Genomic DNA, 15,311 nt, shown 5'->3' on the forward strand with positions numbered 1-15,311 from the left:
ATGACGACGCTTCCCGCCCTGCGTGTGCACACTGCTCCCGAACCGCGTCTCCAGCGCCTGGAATTCGCGGATCGCGCGCGCGGCTTGACCCGCCGCCATTTCATGCTCGGCTGCCTCAGCCTGGCTGCAGGCCAGATGGTGCGCCTGCTCGACAGGCTGCAGCAATTGCCGCTGCTGCGCATTCGTTTTCCTTGACCTGCATCGGACCGCGCTACAGCCAGCGCGAGACGGAGAAGATCAGCAGGCCGACCAGCCCTCCGACGACAGTTCCGTTGATCCGGATGAATTGCAGATCGCGCCCGACCTGCAACTCGATCCGCATGATCAGCGTTTCGGTGTCCCAGTTCTCGACCACCTTGCGGATGAAGGCCGCGATCTCCTGGCGTCGCGATGCAACCGCCCGCAACGCGGCCACGCGAAGCCAGCGGTTGATGCGATCGCGCATCTCGGCATCGTCACGGACCCGTGCGGCAACCGAGATCAGGGCGGTTTCGATGGCGTCAGCGATCGCGGCCGAGGTCGCAGCCGAGTTCAGCCGCGCCTCGATGGCCTGCCACATTGCGTCGATCTGCCGGATCACCGCGGGATTGTCGAGCATCTGCTGCTTCAGCTCCTCGCCTTTGGCGAGGTAGTCGGGATCGGTGGCGAGCCGGTCGATCAGACGCTCGATCTCGGCCTTGAGTTCGATCCGCCAGGGATGGTCCGGCTCGCGCATCTCGTCGAGCGTCTGGCCGATGCCGGAGATGACGCGGTCGGCCACCATGCCGTCGACCCATTTCGGCACGAACCGATAGGAGCGCTGCGAGACCTTCTTGCGGATGGTTTCCTTGTTGTTGGCGAGCGCCACGCTTGCCGATGTGATCATGCGCTCGACGAGGGCCTGCGCGTCACCATGCGCCCACAACAGCGCCAGCACGCGGGAGGCGAGCGGAGCCACCGGAACCGCTGCGATCCCCTGCCGGGTGCGTCGGGTCAGAAAGGCATTGAGGTCGGCGCTCGGCGTGGCCTGCAGGGCCTGATGGGCTGCCGAGACCGTGCGTTGCGCGGCGCTGCGGGCGTGCGACGGCCGCTCGATCCATTGCGCCGCCCAACCGGCGATATCGACGTCGCGGATGCGGTCGCCGATCACGCGCGGCGACAGGAAGTTGTTGGCGATGAAGCGGCCCAGCGCCACCGCGATGCGCTGCTTGCTCTGCGGAACGATCGCGGTGTGCGGAATCGGGATGCCGAGCGGATGCCGAAACAGCGCGACGACCGCGAACCAGTCGGCGCAGGCGCCGATCATGCCGGCTTCGGCGAAGGCGCGCGGATAGGCCAGCCACGGCCAGTGCGGTTGCGCCATCGAGGTCGCCAGAAAAACCAGCAGCATGAGCACCAGCAGGCCCGTGGCGAGGGCCCGCATGCGACGAAGGTCGCGCAGCCTGGTGTCCTCAGGGGGAAGCACGGCGCCGATGTCCAATTGCTGCCAAACGCCTCATGCCGTCGCAACGCCGCGCCGCGGCGCGAGCCTCGCCGCGATCGCCGCATAATGTTGGCGAACGTCGGCGCTGCCATGGAGCCGCTCCAGCCGGCGCACGGTGAAGTGCCCCTTCGCGATCTTCTGGAAATGGTCCATGAAGATGACGTTGACGGTGGCGCCGAACGCTGCGCCGATGATCGGTACCGCGCCGGCTGCGGCCTTGTCCGAGACCACCAGCCCGAACCGGGAGACGATTTCGCTGACCAGATTGGAGATCACGGGGGCGGATGCATCCACCGCGCCGCGCTCCAGGATATAGGCGGCCGCGTCGCTGGTGTATTTGCTGATCAGCGCGCGGGCGGCGTAGTAGCCGATGTCTACATTCTCGTCGGTTCGCTTGGTGCCGTAGGCGAAGACTTCGAGACAGGCGAGCCGTGCCTCGATCTTTGAGAGATCCTCGCCCTGGTGCCGCGCGATCTCGGCAATCGCGCGCAGCATCAATGTCGTCGTCAAGGGAAGCTCGACCGCGAGCGCACCGAAGCCGAACAGGCCGCTGACGCCTCCGGTCACCCCGGCGAGAAACGACGAGAAGGTCACCGCCGGTGAAGGCGGCGGCTTCTCGTCGAGCGTGTCGACGGCAACTTCCAGCCCCTTCATGACCGCCGTGCGCACCAGCCCGCTGAGCTGGCGGCTGGCGGCCTTCGGCAGCAGGTTGAGGACGCGATTGACCGGGACGCCGGCATAGTCGGCGATCCTTGCCGCGAGGTTGGAGCTCTCCAGCGTCTTGACGGCGGCTTGTAGCGCGGCGTGATCGCCGGGAGGAAGTGCAAGGAGTTGGGTGAGATCCTGGCTCATTGATAGCGGAGGATTGGCCGTATGCCGTTGAAGCTCGCAAGGATCGCCGAGCCGTTGCTGATCAGCGCGGTCACCTCGGGCGTGATCAGGCCGCCCGGCAGGGCAAGGCCAAGCGCCAGCGTGTTGAGCGCGGCGACGATGGCGTAGTTCTGCTTGATGAGGCTGACGGCGCCTTGCGAGATCTCGACCGCCTTGACGAGCTTCCAGAGCGAATCTTCCATCAGGATGACATCGGCGGATTCGTGCGTGACCTCGGCGCCGTGCTTCATCGCGATGCCGACGTCGGCGAAGCTGAGCGCGGGAGAATCGTTGATGCCGTCGCCGACCATCGCGACCCTGCGCCCCTGCCGTTGCAGCTGCTGGATGACATCGGCCTTGTCGGCCGGCAGCATGTCCGCGAAGTGCTCGGTGAGTCCGAGATTCTCGCAGACGGCGCGCGCCACCACCGCATTGTCGCCGGTCAGCATGATGCTGTTCTTGACGCCCAGCGCATGCAGCCGCTGGATCACCGAACGGCTCTCCTCGCGGATCTCGTCGGAGTAAGGCACGAGGCCCGCGAGCTTGCCGTCCACGGCGATATAGAGGCTCGAGTAGCCGCGCTCGTCGAGCGCTGCGCGATCGAGCGCCGAGGCGTCGACGGCGATCTGGCTCTGGCGCATGAAGCGCTGGTTGCCGACATGGACGTAATAGCCGTTGACCTGGCCCTCGACGCCGAGGCCGAGGCGGTAGGTGGTCTCGTTGCAGGGCGGGATGTTCACCGCGAGCTGCCGGGCCCGCGTCCGCAACGCTTCCGCGACCGGATGTTGCAGCTTGGTCTCGGCAGCGGCGGCGAGCCCGAGCAGGTGGTTCGGCGTGATCGAGTTCTGGTAGGAGATCACGTCGATGACGGCGGGTGTGCCGTGGGTCAGCGTGCCGGTCTTGTCGAACACCATGGTGTCGATCCCGGCGAGCTTCTCCATGTGGCCGCCGCTTTTGATGATCATGCCGGTGCGGGCGGCCAGCGTCATCGAGGACAGCACCGAGGTGGGTGCAGCAACGCGGATGCCGGTGCCGTAGTCGACGATGACCAGCGAGAGGAAGCGATTGAAATCGCCCGAGACCATGGCGGTGCCGGTGGCGAGCGCCAAGGTCGGGGCCACGAGCCGGTCGGCGAAGCGCTCGGCATGGTTCTGCATGCGGGTGTCGCCGATCGGCGCGGATTCGATCAGTCGCACGATCTGGCCGGCCGTGGTCGCGGCTCCGACGCGCAGGGCACGCAACGTGATCTGGCCCTCGCGGATCACCGTGGCGGCGAAGGCGGCTTCGCCCTTGCCGCGATGCACCGGCAGGCCCTCGCCGGTGATCGTCTTCTGGTCGATGGTGGCGGAGCCGTCGATGATCTCGCCGTCGACCGGGATCATCTCGCCGGGATACACCACGACGATGTCGCCGTTCTGCAGCTCGGCAGCGAGGATCGACACCACCTCGCCGTCGCGCAGCAACCAGGCCGTCTTCGACTGGAATTCGAGCAGCTCATCGATCGCCCGCCGCGAGCCCGCAGCGGTGAGGTCACGGATCCAGTCGCCGAGCTTGATCAGCCAGGTGACGATGCAGCCGGCCAGCGGGTTGCCCTGCAGCACCGAGGCTGTGATCGCGAGCGTATCGAGCACGTCGATGTTGAGCCGGCTCTCGTTCGCCCAGACCTTCCAGGCGCGCTTGGCGATTGGGATCGCATTCCACAGCATCAGCGGTATGTTGACCGCCGCGATCACGGGATTGGCGCTGAAGGCCATGAACAGCGACAGCGTCGGCAGCGCCAGCGGTGAGCGCTTGGAGACCTCCGGCACGCCGGCGCGTGGCGTGCCTGTGTCCTGCGCGGCGCCGGCGCAGAGCGCCTTGACGTCGGCCAGGCTCATGCTCTTGAAGCCGTTCAGCAGGGCGAGCAGTCTTGGCTCGTGGGCCGGATCGTATTCCAGCACGAGGCTGGCGCAGTCGTAGTTGATCCGCGCGGTCCTGATGCCGTCCTGTGCCCGCAGCCACCCGAGGCAGATCTCGCCCAGCTTGCGGTTTTGCCCGAGCGCGGGGATGCTCAGACGAATGCGCCCCGGCATGGAGTGGCAGAAACTGAAATCCATGAATTTGCGCTCTCGCCCCTGACGGGTCAGGCCGTCGCGCCTGCCGGCTCCGCCTGCTCCGCGGCAGCCATGTTGGCCTGGATCATGTGGTTGAGGGCAAAGATCGCCAGCGTGACCCAAACCGGCGTCGCCGCATTGGCGCCGACCTCGAAGATGGTGAAGCCGGCGATGCCCGCGGCGAGCAGGATCTTCAGATCGACCACGTTTCCGGTGGCGACCTTGATCCCGCTGTCGAGATCCTTGAAGAAATCGACGACGACCCTCGCCGTATGCGAATGCTCGGCGAGGTACTCGGCTTCCTGCTCGATCTTTGTCGCCAGCGCGTCGATTTCATTGGCCGGCGGCTTGTAGTGGCCGCCGGTGTGATGCTCCAGCCGGCCGTGAAATTCGTCGTGCCGGTCGGTGTCGTAGTGCAGCACGATGCTGCCGGTCGCCGGGTTGACGATGACGTCCTCGATGCCGGGAATGACGCTGAAGGTCTGCTTGATCTGTTCGAGAAGCTCGGGATTTTCCTTGGCCGACGGCACCTTCATGCGAATCCGGCCCGGAACCTGATGCGCGATCTGCAGCTTCATCTTGGTCATCGCATTCCTCTCACAGCGTTCCAGCGCCGGCGCGGGGACGCGAATGATACCGTCGTCGAACACGATTGTGCGCCGTGGCGGCGTCGCAAGGTCGGTCGTCGCCGCGCTTCACCGCCTTGCAGCTACCGGTCGGACCCGGTTCAGGCCGCCGACGAAGCCCGGCCCTCAGCCGTCGCCTTGCCTTCCTGCGCCTGGTTTTCGGCCTTCACTTCCGCAACGATGTCGTTCACCTGCTCGTGGGCTTCGGCAAACATCTCGCGCGACTTCTGTGCGAACTTGTAGGTGCCGCGAACGGTGGACTTGAATAGCGGATTGAGGGCGCCGGCGAGCTTCGGCAGGTATTTCGGCGCCGCGACTGCGGCAACGCCAAGCGCAAGTCCCGGGAGCAAGGCAGCTTCGAACACGGCAGCACCGACAGCCACCGCCGCGACGACCGCGACCGTCTTGTTGATGCCGCCGCCTTCCTCGGAATCCTGTTCGGGGGCGTCATGGTGGAAGGCGGTATCGTGACTGCTACCGTTGGTGTTCGGGTTCATCTGAAATCCCTTGTGACCGCTCAACTGACTGCAGTTTCATCAATAACGGCGGATTGAAATGGATTCGTGACAGTTTGATTACAGGCGTCCGACCGGTTGCGGCGGCACGGTGTCGCAACGCAACAGGCGCGTATTTGGCGATCGGGGTAGCGCCCGAATGGGGTGGCAGGCCTCAGCGGGCCCTTTTCATGTCTCGATGTGTCTGTGCAAGGGCAGACGGCGACGCGTTCTACCGGTCCCAGGTCACCGGCAAATCCAGCAGGCCGCGGAACGCCCAGCCGCCGATCCGGGGCGGTTTGTCCGCGATCAGGCGCAGATTCGTCAGCCTCTCGAAGATCGCTGGCAGCGCGACGTCGGCGACCATGGCGCGCGAGGCCCAGGCGCCGGCGCAGAAATGCGGACCGGCGCCGAACGCGATGCTCTTGCTGGCGTCGCGGCGCACGTCGAATGCATCAGGCTTGGCGAAATGCCTTTCGTCGCGATTGGCCGAGCCGAACATCAGGAACACGCGCTCGTTGGTCTCGAATGCAACGTCCCTGATCGTCCAGGGCTTTGCGATCCGCCGCGGCGACATCCCGATCGGCGAGATCCAGCGCGCATACTCCTCGAACACCTGCAGCCACGGGATCGCGCCGCTCACAGCCAGCGCAAGCTGGTCCGGGTGGGTCAGGAGCGCCCACACTGTGCCGGCGATCGCGTCGCGCGGTTCGTTCTGGCCGCCCGAGATCGCCAGTTTGATGTTGGCGCGCACGCTCTCCATCGGCATGTCGGTCTGCAGCAGCACGCCGAGCAGGCTGAGGTCGGGCGTCTTGCGCAGCCTGGGGACCATGTTGTCGATCGCGGCATCGATGCCCGAGGTAGCCGCATGGCAGCGCGCCTCGATCGCGGGATCGCCGGTGTAGTTGGCGATGCCGTCGATCATGCCCTGCGACCAGGCGTTCATGTCCTGGAAGCGCATGTTGGTGAGACCGGTGATCGATTTCAGGCATTCGGCCGAGAAAGGCAGCGCGAAGGCCTGCACGAAATCGACCATGCCGTCCGGCGTCAACTCGTCGAGGATGCGGCTCGCGTGTCCGGCGAACAGTGCGGTCCAGTGCGATCGCACCGTCTTCGGCGAGACCGCCGGGAAGATCGCCTTGCGCTCGTTCATGTGCGCATCGCCGTCCTTGCGCATCATGTTGTGGCCCATCAGCTTGTTCATCAGCCCCTCGGGCTGGTGCGATGAGAACACGTCGATCTGCTTCTCGGAGACGAAGATGTCGTCGCGGTTGCACAGCAACGTGCTGCCGAGCTGCGGCACGAAGGCGATCGGCGCCTCCTTGCGCATGCGCGCCAGCGTCGGATAGGGATCCTGCCAGAAGGCGGGGACATCGATGTCGAAATGGGGAGCGGTGCTCACGACGTGATCTCAGGTTGGCTTCAGGTTTCGAACCAAGCATAGGCCGGCAGGCGCGACCGGTCTGTCCCCACCGTTGGGGACAGCGGGAGATGGCCGCTTAAGGTTCCTCAGTTCAGCCGGCGTGCCGATGCCATCAGGCGCAGGGCGATCGCGAACAGCTCGTTCTGCGAGGAGATGCCGAGCTTGTCATAGGCGCGCTTGCGATAGGTGAGGGCGGAGTGCAGCCCGATGCCGAGCTCGGCGGCGATCGCTTCCGAGCTGAGGCCCGAGAGGATGCCCAGGCACACCTCTTTCTCGCGGCCGGTCAGTCTGGCGAGCGGCTCGACGGTTGCAAACAGGGTCTTCAGCCGCGCGATCGGATCGGCATCCGCTGCCGGGTCGCGCTGGAAGTGCCGCGCCACCGCTGCGGTCAACGCGGGCGCGACCGCGGCGAGGCGCGCGATCTGCTCGCGGCTGAAGCGGCCTTGTGAGGTGATCTGGTAGAAATTGACATAGAAGCAGGTGTCGCCGGTCCAGATCGCAGAGGCGAACTTGTCGACGATGTCGGAATCGTCGAAGAAAATCTTGCGGTAGCCGTCGCTGTACATCCGCCGGGCAAAGTTCGGCAGCATGATCGGCACGGCCTGCGCCTGCCCCTCGAACACCGCATCGCGGTTCGGGTCGGCCTGATGGAAATGCTCGGAATAGGCGATCCCGAGGTCGCGCCCGGTCGGGATGTTGCCGACGTCGAGCAGGCACGCAGCGGACCGCGGGCCCGTGAACGAAAACACCATGCAGTGACCGACACCGGCGACGCGGCGCAGCGCGCCGATCAGGGCTTGCGGAAAGCCGTCGCGGCCGATCGCCAGCAGCGCCGGCGTGATGTCGCTGACGACCGAAGTCTTGAAGGCGAAATCTGCCTTCATTGGCGTCCTCCCTGTGTTTCGGGAAGACTAGCAGCGAGGTGGCCGGCGTGGAAGCGTCGCGGTTCTGGCTATTGGGGTATCCAGCAGCGCGGCTCTATCCTTTCGTCATTCCGGGGCGACGCGCAGCGTCGAGCCCGGAATCCATCCCACCATAGAGTTCGTAGCCCGATGGATTCCGGGCTCTCGCTGCGCGAGCCCCGGAATGACGTGGTTAGAGGTACGTTCCGCGCCGCGAAGGACGCGCGACGGGGAACTGCCGCCTCAGGCGCCCGGCACCTGGTCGAGGAAGCCGGTGATGCTCCTGATCCGGCCGTCCTTCAACGTGGCGAAATCAGTGCCCTTGATCGGGCTGTCGACGCCGTCGGGCCCGAGGCCCCAGGAGAAGCGGACATGGTCGCCGAAGCCGTTCGGTTCGCCGATCAGCTTGAAGGTGAAATCCGGAAACTTCTGCTGCACGCCCGCGATCAGCGCGTCGACGCCGTCATGGCCGTCGCCGCTCATCATCGGATCGACATAGCGCGCATCGGCGGTCCAGTTCTCGCTCAGCATCTCGCGCCGCCGGCTCGGCATCCGCTCGTTCCAGAGCTCGATATAACGGCGGGCGATGGTGGTGTGGTCGGTCATGGTGCTCTCCTTCTGATGTGCCGGACGGTGCGGCTGTCCGGACTATCGAGGGTTCGCGTGCGCCGATCGATTACCTCGCAGGTCATCGTGCGAGCTATGGCGCGATGGTCAGCACCGCCTTCATGTTGGGGTGGAAGCGGCAGTAATAGTCGACGGTACCGGCTTTGGTCAGAACCGACCTGACCGTCTTCTTCGGTGCAATCGTCACGTCGAAGTCGCCGTTCTTCGCCGTGGCGGTGTGCGCCAATACGTCCTTGTTGACCCATTCGATGGTGTCGCCGACCTTGGCCGATACCTCGGCCGGCGAGATCACCATATTCTCCATCACGATCTGGATGGTGGCTGCATGCGCCGGGACAGCCATCGCGCCGAGCGCGAATAAAGCGAGCGTTGCGAGATAGCGTCCGGGCGACATCGCGCGTCTCCCTACTTCATGCCCGCCGCAACATGTTCGGCATGCTGCTCGTGGCCCTGGAAGATCTTCAGGCCGGTCTGCAGCAGGCTCTTCAGCTCGGGATTGCTGGCCGACGGGATCAACTGCGTCTCCAGCGCGGTGTTGACGGTCTTGTGGTAGGCGACCTCGTTGTCGATATAGGCCTTGTCGTAGGCGGTGCTCTTCAGCTTGCCGAGTTCGGCGAGCTTGTCGGCCGCCTGCTTCGACAGCGCCTTGCTGGTGTCGTTGTCCTCCGGCGTCACCTTCAGCTTCTTGACGAGGTCGAGCGCCTGCTTGTTCACCGCCTCATGGTCGCGCGCCATGTCCTTGGCGAACGCCTTGACGTCCTTGTTGGATGCTTTGCTCTCCGCCTGCTTGGCTGCATTGATGTCGATCACGCCCGCCGTATAGGCGATGTGCGCGATCTGTGGATCGGTCAGCTTTGCGCCCTGGGCCAGCGCAGCGCCGGTGAGAACGCCGAGCGCGGCGACCGCGATGCTCAATCGAACGAACATGGTTTGACACTCCTGTTGAGCCGGGCGTAGCGCACGGCACGTCGTTGCTTGCACAGGAGTTGGATGGTGCTGATAGCCAGAGGTTCCCAAAAATCTATGCTGTGACGCCGAGCCGTTTCAGGACCGCCTCGGTCAATCGCTCGCAGCGCCGGCCTGCGAACGGAAACGCCTCCATCACGATGGGGCCGATCTTCCGCTCGACATTGTCGCGCAGCATGGTCCGGGCGCGGTGCAGGCGGGTCTTCACGGTCTCCGGCTTGAGGCCGAGGATATCAGCGGTCTCCTCGACATTCATGCCCTCGATCACACGGGTGATGAACACGAGGCGGAACGCCTCGGGCAGCTCGTCGATTGCGTGCTCGACGACATGCTGGATTTCGCGCTGGGCCATGGATTTTTCCGGATCGTCCGCTGACGACAGCGGGAACGGGATGATTTGGGCTTCAACGGCGCCTTTCGGCAGCTCGGACCATTCCACGCTTGCGCGCTTGCTGCGCAGGCGGCCGAGCGCCTCGTTCATCGCGATCCGCGACAGCCAGGTCGAGAGGCTGGAGTCGCCCCGGAACTGGTCCAGATGGGTGAAGGCGCGCACATAGGCGTCCCTGAACCACATCCTCGGCCTCGTTGTCGTTGCGGAGGATGCCGCGCGCCAGCCGGAACAGCCGGCGATTGTTCGCCTGCATGATGGCGCGGATCGCAGCCTCGTCGCGGGCGAGCGCGCGCTGCACGAGCTCGGCATCGCCTGAGCGGATCGGTGGCAGGGATGTTACATGGGCCTGGCGCATGGCGGGCTCGCCCTCACTGTTGGCGGTATATTACCATTGGATGCCGGCGGGCCGGACAGGTTCCCGAGAAAATGGCGATCAGCCAAAAAGACCCGGCCGGCGGCTACGGCCTGATATAGGCCTCGGGATCACCGCGCGCGTGCGCTTCCATCGCATCGAGGAAGCAGCGCACCTTGGCCGGGACAAATTGCCGCGCCGGCAGCAGCGCATGCACGTTGAGCGGCTCGCAGGCATGGTCCGGCAGCAGCCGCTTCAACTCGCCGGCCGCGACCGCGGCGCGGGTGTAGCTCGCGGTGACCCGCAGCACGCCATGGCCGGCGAGTGCTGCCTGCAGCCGGACATGGGCGTTCGAGCTGGTGAGGCGCGCGCGATCCACTGCGAGATGCTCGACGGCACCGCCGGGCGCGGTGATCGCCCATGGCGGATCGCCGGGGCCGGTCAACAGCGGCAGCTTTCTCAATTCGTCCAGCGTGCGCGGCTCGCCGAACTTCTCCAGCAGTGCCGGTGCCGCGAACAGGCCGCGCTCGAGGGTGAAGACGCGGCGGATCACGATGCCGGCCGACGGCAGCGGCGCCTCCAGCATCGCGAACACGATGTCGTAATTTTCGGCGATCGGGTTGACGATGTCGTGCTCGACGTCGATCCGGATCGCGAGCTCCGGATAGCGGCCCATCACGGCGCAGGCGACCGGCCCGGCGTGGTGTGCGCCGAATTCGTAGGGCGCCTTGATGCGCAGGGTGCCCGCGACCGCGCTGGACATCGCCAGCGCCTCGCTGTGGGTGTCGTGCAGCGCGGCGAACAGCGGGCGCACCTTGCGATAGATGGTCTCGCCGGAATCGGTCAGCCGCAGGTGTCGCGTAGTCCGCTCGATCAGCCGCAGCCCGAGATTGGCCTCGAGACGCTGCACCGCAGCACTGAGGCTCGATTTGGGATGTCCGAGCACGCGCGCGGCCGCGGTGAAGCCGCCATGCTCGACAACCTCGCAAAACAGCTCCCAGTCGCGCCATTCCATGGCCGATTGTCCATCCAGCGGTACAGTGTGTCCAGCCAAATCGGATTATCCCGATGACCGGGATAACCTAACCTGATTGCAAGCAACATTGCATTGGGAGGCTGACATGGCCGATGACGGAATTTTCCTGCGCAACGCCTGGTATGTGGCGGCGATGAATCACGAGCTGATCGACGGCAAGAAGCTGGCGCGCACCATTCTGGAGCGGCCGATCGTGATCTATCGCGGCGCCAGCGGGAAGGTGGTCGCGCTCGACGACCGCTGCTGCCATCGCGCCGCGCCGCTCTCGATGGGGCGCGTCGAGGGTGACGACATCAGGTGCATGTATCACGGCATGAAGTTCGCGGCCGACGGCAAGTGCATCCAGATTCCCGGCCAGGACGCGATCCCCGCCAAGCTCGGCGTGCGCAGCTATCCGGTGGTCGAGCGCTACAACATGATCTTCATCTGGACCGGCGATGCCGAGAAGGCCGATCCGAAGCTGATCCTCGACTATCCTCCGCTCGAGGATCCCAAATGGCGCGGCCTGCCGGGCTACATGCACTACAAGGCCAATTGGCTCTTGATCGTCGATAACCTCAGCGACTTCGCGCATCTCGCCTTCGTGCACACCAACACGCTCGGCGGCTCCGAGGAATACGCCTACAAGACCAAGCCGGTCGCGATCGAGAAGCTGGACGACGGCTTCCGCGTCGAGCGCTGGCACATGGGCGCCGATGCGCCGCCCTACCACAAGAAAGTGATTTCCAACCGCGACGACCAGGTCGATCGTCGCAATATCGGCCGCATGATCGTGCCGGGCATCTTTACGCTCGACACCACGTTTGCGCCGGCGGGGCAGGGCGCGGAGAAGGGCGTTCAGGTTCCGGGCACGCGGTCATATCGCAACGCGCAGTTCATGACGCCGGAGACGCGTTCCTCGACGCATTTCTTCTGGAATTATCTGCACGATTTCGACACCGACAATCCGAACATTGCGCTGTCGCTGCGGCATTCGCTCGAGGAGGCCTTCAACGAGGACAAGGATTTCATCGAAGCGCAGCAGAAGGTGCTCGACGTCGATCCGGATTATCAGCTGCTGGCGATCGGCGCCGATGCGCCGCTGACCTATTTCCGCTGGCTGTTCGCGCGCAAGCTCGATGCGGAGAAAGGCGCGGCGCGCGCCGCATAGTCGGTGGCGCGATGGTGTCACCGCCTGGGCGCAAGCACGCCGGGATCGCGAGATCGTGACGTCCTGGCGTGGCTGCCGTCCAAGCGGGTTTGGCGTAAAGTGATCAGCGTGAATTTCGTCGGTTCTTGATCCGGGTCAAGGTTTTTGCCCGCACCAGCCAGACTATCTCGGTGGCGATCAAATCGGTGAACGAGCTTGCCCGACAAGACGGATCCATCGGATCGAAGTGCGAGCACCTGGGCGCAGGACGCTTGGCTATGGCCGTTCGAAGCCGCGCGATTGGCACTGGATCTCTACTCGCAGTGGTACCCCAACCGTGCGTCCGAGCCTACAGATTCGTCGGGCGAAGTGGGAGCGCTGCCCTGGACGACGGCCAATTCGGAGGCGCTGCAACTGCCGTCGATGCGTCTGCTGGACTTCTCGAGAGCTGGCGAAGGCCAGCCGCTGCTGGTCTGCGCACCCTATGCGCTGCACCGCGCGAAGATAGCGGATCTTGCGCCCGGCCACAGCCTGATGGAGGCGTTACAGGGCGCGGGTATTGCACGTCTCTATCTCACGGATTGGCTCTCGGCGGCACCGGAGATGCGATATTTCTCGATCGACACCTATCTGTCCGATCTCAACGTGGCCGTCGACACGATTGGGCCGCCCGTCGACCTTGCCGGTCTCTGTCAGGGCGGCTGGCTGTCGCTGCTCTATGCCGCGCGCTTTCCCGGCAAGGTGCGGCGGCTGGTGCTGGCGGGTAGCCCGGTCGACGTCTCTGTGCCGTCGGAGCTTTCCAGGATGGTCGCATCGCTTCCGCAGCAAGGCTTTGAGGCACTGGTCCGTCAGGGGAATGGGGTCGTCAGCGGCAAGCACATGCTGCAGGCCTGGAGCATCCCCTTCACCATGCGTGACGCGGAAGCGGCGCTGCAGCGGCGGCTCGACGACAAGTCGGAGGATGCACGGGCGCTGCTCGATTGCTTCACGCGCTGGAACAGCGAGACGCTTGATTTGCCGGGCACCTACTACCTCGAAGTGACCGACTGGATCTTTCGCCAGAACCGGATCGCGGCCGGAGACTTTGTCGCGCTTGGCAGCAAGGTTGATCTTGCTACGGTGAAGCTGCCCGTCTTCCTGCTCGCTGCGGAGAACGACATCGTTGTTCCGGCCGATCAGGCATTTGCGACATTGCGGCTCCTAGGTACGCCGCCCGCGTGGCTGCAATGCGACACCGAGCCGTGCAGTCACCTCGGGCTGTTCATGGGTTGCAGGACTCTGGCCGGTCCGTGGCGCCGGATTGCCCGCTGGCTTCAGTCCGATCTCGGTGAGGCTGCGGGCGAGCGATCGCGGATCAGCGCGTGAGTGCAAAATGAAAATGCCCCGAACTGCGGTTACGCAATCCGGGGCATTGGTCCTTTGTCGCGATGATCTGCGTCGTGCTTACTTCGCCGCGACAACCATGATCTCGACATTGTACTGCGGCGCCGCGAGCTTGGCCTCGACGGTGGCGCGGGCCGGGGTGTTACCCTCCGAGACCCAACCGTCCCACACCGCGTTCATCTCCGGGAAGGTCTTCATGTCGGTGATGTAGATGGTCGCGCTGAGCAGCTTCGACTTGTCGGTGCCGGCCTTGGCGAGATGGCCGTCGATGATCGACAGGATGTCCTTGGTCTGGTCGGTGACGCTGCCGCCCGCGGCCTTGCCGGCGACGACGCCGGCGAGATAGACGGTGTTGCCGTGCACGACGGCCTGGCTCATGCGCGGGCCGGTTTCGAAACGCTGAATGCTCATTTGGGTCTCCACTTGAATGGCGGGCATCTCTATAGCGTTTTCAAGCGAAGTGGCTACCGGTTCGCGTGAAGAAAACGCGTCAAGACAAGAGATCGAGAGGTTTGGTTCTGATTTGATCAGAACCAACCCTCTAGCCTGTCGCGGCGACCACCGCCACTGCACAATTTGCAGCACCGCTCACGGAAATCGCGCGAAGAACGCCCAAATCGTGTCGGCGCCGTCGATGTCGCCGTTCTGGGGCCCGAGCAGCGACGCCGCCAGTTTCGTAAAATGCGCGTCCGGGAAGTGGCCGGGCATGCGGTGACCGCCGCCATTCACGCGGTAAAGCACCACGTCACGTCCCTGCGGGCAGGTCGAGTCGATCCGCGTGACGGTCGATTGATCGGACGGGTTGCGGTCGGGCAGATCGGTGGTTGCGGCGTCTTTGGCCTCGCAGCCGTCGATGCGTCGCCAGAATTCCAGGGTGCGCTCGGTCGACCAGAACCCGTCGGCTGCAAAATAGCTGCTGCCGCGGCCGCCTTGATAGGGGATCAGCGGGTCGACGGTGCCGTTCATCAGGAGCATCGGTACCGGACGCGCGGGCCGGCAAGCCCCGGCTGACTCATCGGTCAGGTTCATGACGACGCTGGCCGCCGCGGCGAACAGGTCGGCGCGTTCGCAGGTCAGCGTCATGGCCATCGCGCCGCCGTTGGAGATGCCGGTGACATAGATGCGTTTCGGATCGGCGGTGCCGTCGTCCACCAGCTTTGCGATCAACTGGGTGATGAAGGCGACGTCGTCGGTGCCTTCCGGCGGCGGATTGCCGGCGCGGCGTGTGTCCGGCCGGGAGTCGGCCCAGGCGCGGTTCAACCCGTCGGGATAGACCGCTGCAAAGCCGTCGCGCCTGGCGATCAACGGCCACGACGTCCGCGTGATCATGTCGGCACTGCTTTGGGTCTTGCCGTGCAGCACGATGACGAGCGACGCCGGCTTGGCGGCCGGAGGCTGCAGCGTGAAGGTTCGCGTCGTGCCGTTGACGACGAGCGAATCCGCAGCCGCCGGCCCACTGCTCAACGCAAGTGCGCCGGCCAGTACCAGCAAGCCGATTGGATATTGTCGCATCGCCAAAGAAACCCGCTCTATTGCGGCGATTGCAGCACGCCGGCG

16 protein-coding genes and 1 pseudogene are annotated in these 15,311 nt (G+C 65.0%); 3 read left to right on the plus strand and 14 right to left on the minus strand.

All coding sequences use genetic code 11. The annotated features are described in order from the left end of the window. Positions 1-195, plus strand: coding sequence for a hypothetical protein (locus tag ACVIGA_RS25540; protein ID WP_456668448.1), 195 nt, complete (start codon positions 1-3; stop codon positions 193-195). Positions 196-211: 16 nt separating this feature from the next. On the opposite strand, the gene ACVIGA_RS25545 is transcribed toward ACVIGA_RS25540, so the two are convergent. The 12 genes and pseudogenes from ACVIGA_RS25545 to ACVIGA_RS25600 all read right to left on the minus strand — a co-directional run bounded on the left by ACVIGA_RS25545 (position 212) and on the right by ACVIGA_RS25600 (position 11,221). Continuing rightward, positions 212-1,444: a DUF445 domain-containing protein gene (locus ACVIGA_RS25545; RefSeq protein WP_456668449.1), complete on the minus strand. Its 1,233-nt coding sequence runs from the start codon at positions 1,442-1,444 to the stop codon at positions 212-214. Between the two features lie 30 nt (positions 1,445-1,474). After that, the gene (locus ACVIGA_RS25550) at positions 1,475-2,314 is read right to left on the minus strand and encodes an EcsC family protein (protein WP_456668450.1); all 840 of its coding nucleotides are present in this window, start codon (positions 2,312-2,314) and stop codon (positions 1,475-1,477) included. Beyond that, the gene (locus ACVIGA_RS25555) at positions 2,311-4,428 is read right to left on the minus strand and encodes a heavy metal translocating P-type ATPase (RefSeq protein ID WP_456668451.1); all 2,118 of its coding nucleotides are present in this window, start codon (positions 4,426-4,428) and stop codon (positions 2,311-2,313) included. Before ACVIGA_RS25555 ends, ACVIGA_RS25550 begins: the two co-directional genes overlap by 4 nt. Positions 4,429-4,454: 26 nt before the next feature. Then, entirely contained in the window at positions 4,455-5,012 is a 558-nt protein-coding gene (locus tag ACVIGA_RS25560) for an HMA2 domain-containing protein (protein ID WP_456668452.1), read from the minus strand. Positions 5,013-5,152: 140 nt separating this feature from the next. Beyond that, a complete protein-coding gene (locus ACVIGA_RS25565; RefSeq protein ID WP_456668453.1) occupies positions 5,153-5,548 on the minus strand; it encodes a DUF5132 domain-containing protein in 396 nt (131 codons plus the stop codon). 229 nt (positions 5,549-5,777) lie between these two features. Then, positions 5,778-6,947, minus strand: coding sequence for a cytochrome P450 (locus tag ACVIGA_RS25570; RefSeq protein ID WP_456668454.1), 1,170 nt, complete (start codon positions 6,945-6,947; stop codon positions 5,778-5,780). A gap of 107 nt (positions 6,948-7,054) precedes the next feature. Beyond that, positions 7,055-7,852: a helix-turn-helix transcriptional regulator gene (locus ACVIGA_RS25575; protein ID WP_456668455.1), complete on the minus strand. Its 798-nt coding sequence runs from the start codon at positions 7,850-7,852 to the stop codon at positions 7,055-7,057. A gap of 261 nt (positions 7,853-8,113) precedes the next feature. After that, positions 8,114-8,476: a nuclear transport factor 2 family protein gene (locus tag ACVIGA_RS25580; protein WP_456668456.1), complete on the minus strand. Its 363-nt coding sequence runs from the start codon at positions 8,474-8,476 to the stop codon at positions 8,114-8,116. 94 nt (positions 8,477-8,570) lie between these two features. Then, positions 8,571-8,891 carry a cupredoxin domain-containing protein gene (locus ACVIGA_RS25585; RefSeq protein ID WP_456668457.1) on the minus strand — a complete coding sequence of 107 codons (321 nt, stop codon included), beginning with the start codon at positions 8,889-8,891 and terminating at the stop codon, positions 8,571-8,573. Positions 8,892-8,902: 11 nt separating this feature from the next. Continuing rightward, complete coding sequence (locus ACVIGA_RS25590) at positions 8,903-9,424, minus strand: DUF4142 domain-containing protein (protein WP_456668458.1); 522 nt, start codon at positions 9,422-9,424, stop codon at positions 8,903-8,905. A 94-nt stretch (positions 9,425-9,518) separates the two neighbouring features. After that, a pseudogene (locus ACVIGA_RS25595) lies at positions 9,519-10,209 on the minus strand (RNA polymerase sigma factor). Between the two features lie 103 nt (positions 10,210-10,312). Next, positions 10,313-11,221 carry a LysR family transcriptional regulator gene (locus ACVIGA_RS25600; protein ID WP_456668459.1) on the minus strand — a complete coding sequence of 303 codons (909 nt, stop codon included), beginning with the start codon at positions 11,219-11,221 and terminating at the stop codon, positions 10,313-10,315. A gap of 106 nt (positions 11,222-11,327) precedes the next feature. Between ACVIGA_RS25600 and ACVIGA_RS25605 the strand changes: the two genes are divergently transcribed. Continuing rightward, positions 11,328-12,392, plus strand: a complete 1,065-nt coding sequence (locus ACVIGA_RS25605; protein ID WP_456668460.1) for an aromatic ring-hydroxylating dioxygenase subunit alpha — start codon at positions 11,328-11,330, stop codon at positions 12,390-12,392. A gap of 348 nt (positions 12,393-12,740) precedes the next feature. Further along, positions 12,741-13,736: an alpha/beta fold hydrolase gene (locus ACVIGA_RS25610; RefSeq protein WP_456670886.1), complete on the plus strand. Its 996-nt coding sequence runs from the start codon at positions 12,741-12,743 to the stop codon at positions 13,734-13,736. A gap of 78 nt (positions 13,737-13,814) precedes the next feature. On the opposite strand, the gene ACVIGA_RS25615 is transcribed toward ACVIGA_RS25610, so the two are convergent. Then, positions 13,815-14,165: a RidA family protein gene (locus ACVIGA_RS25615; protein ID WP_028339041.1), complete on the minus strand. Its 351-nt coding sequence runs from the start codon at positions 14,163-14,165 to the stop codon at positions 13,815-13,817. 177 nt (positions 14,166-14,342) lie between these two features. Next, positions 14,343-15,266, minus strand: a complete 924-nt coding sequence (locus ACVIGA_RS25620) for an alpha/beta hydrolase family esterase (RefSeq protein ID WP_456668461.1) — start codon at positions 15,264-15,266, stop codon at positions 14,343-14,345. Positions 15,267-15,311: the final 45 nt, after the last annotated feature.

The organism is Bradyrhizobium sp. USDA 3240 (genome assembly GCF_054063295.1).

Coding starts and splice junctions, on each gene's coding strand:
- ACVIGA_RS25540 (WP_456668448.1), top strand. CDS start 1: ATGACGACGCTTCCCGCCCTGCGTGTGCACACTGCTCCCGAACCGCGT.
- ACVIGA_RS25550 (WP_456668450.1), bottom strand. CDS start 2,314: ATGAGCCAGGATCTCACCCAACTCCTTGCACTTCCTCCCGGCGATCAC.
- ACVIGA_RS25555 (WP_456668451.1), bottom strand. CDS start 4,428: ATGGATTTCAGTTTCTGCCACTCCATGCCGGGGCGCATTCGTCTGAGC.
- ACVIGA_RS25560 (WP_456668452.1), bottom strand. CDS start 5,012: ATGACCAAGATGAAGCTGCAGATCGCGCATCAGGTTCCGGGCCGGATT.
- ACVIGA_RS25565 (WP_456668453.1), bottom strand. CDS start 5,548: ATGAACCCGAACACCAACGGTAGCAGTCACGATACCGCCTTCCACCAT.
- ACVIGA_RS25575 (WP_456668455.1), bottom strand. CDS start 7,852: ATGAAGGCAGATTTCGCCTTCAAGACTTCGGTCGTCAGCGACATCACG.
- ACVIGA_RS25580 (WP_456668456.1), bottom strand. CDS start 8,476: ATGACCGACCACACCACCATCGCCCGCCGTTATATCGAGCTCTGGAAC.
- ACVIGA_RS25585 (WP_456668457.1), bottom strand. CDS start 8,891: ATGTCGCCCGGACGCTATCTCGCAACGCTCGCTTTATTCGCGCTCGGC.
- ACVIGA_RS25590 (WP_456668458.1), bottom strand. CDS start 9,424: ATGTTCGTTCGATTGAGCATCGCGGTCGCCGCGCTCGGCGTTCTCACC.
- ACVIGA_RS25600 (WP_456668459.1), bottom strand. CDS start 11,221: ATGGAATGGCGCGACTGGGAGCTGTTTTGCGAGGTTGTCGAGCATGGC.
- ACVIGA_RS25605 (WP_456668460.1), top strand. CDS start 11,328: ATGGCCGATGACGGAATTTTCCTGCGCAACGCCTGGTATGTGGCGGCG.
- ACVIGA_RS25615 (WP_028339041.1), bottom strand. CDS start 14,165: ATGAGCATTCAGCGTTTCGAAACCGGCCCGCGCATGAGCCAGGCCGTC.
- ACVIGA_RS25620 (WP_456668461.1), bottom strand. CDS start 15,266: ATGCGACAATATCCAATCGGCTTGCTGGTACTGGCCGGCGCACTTGCG.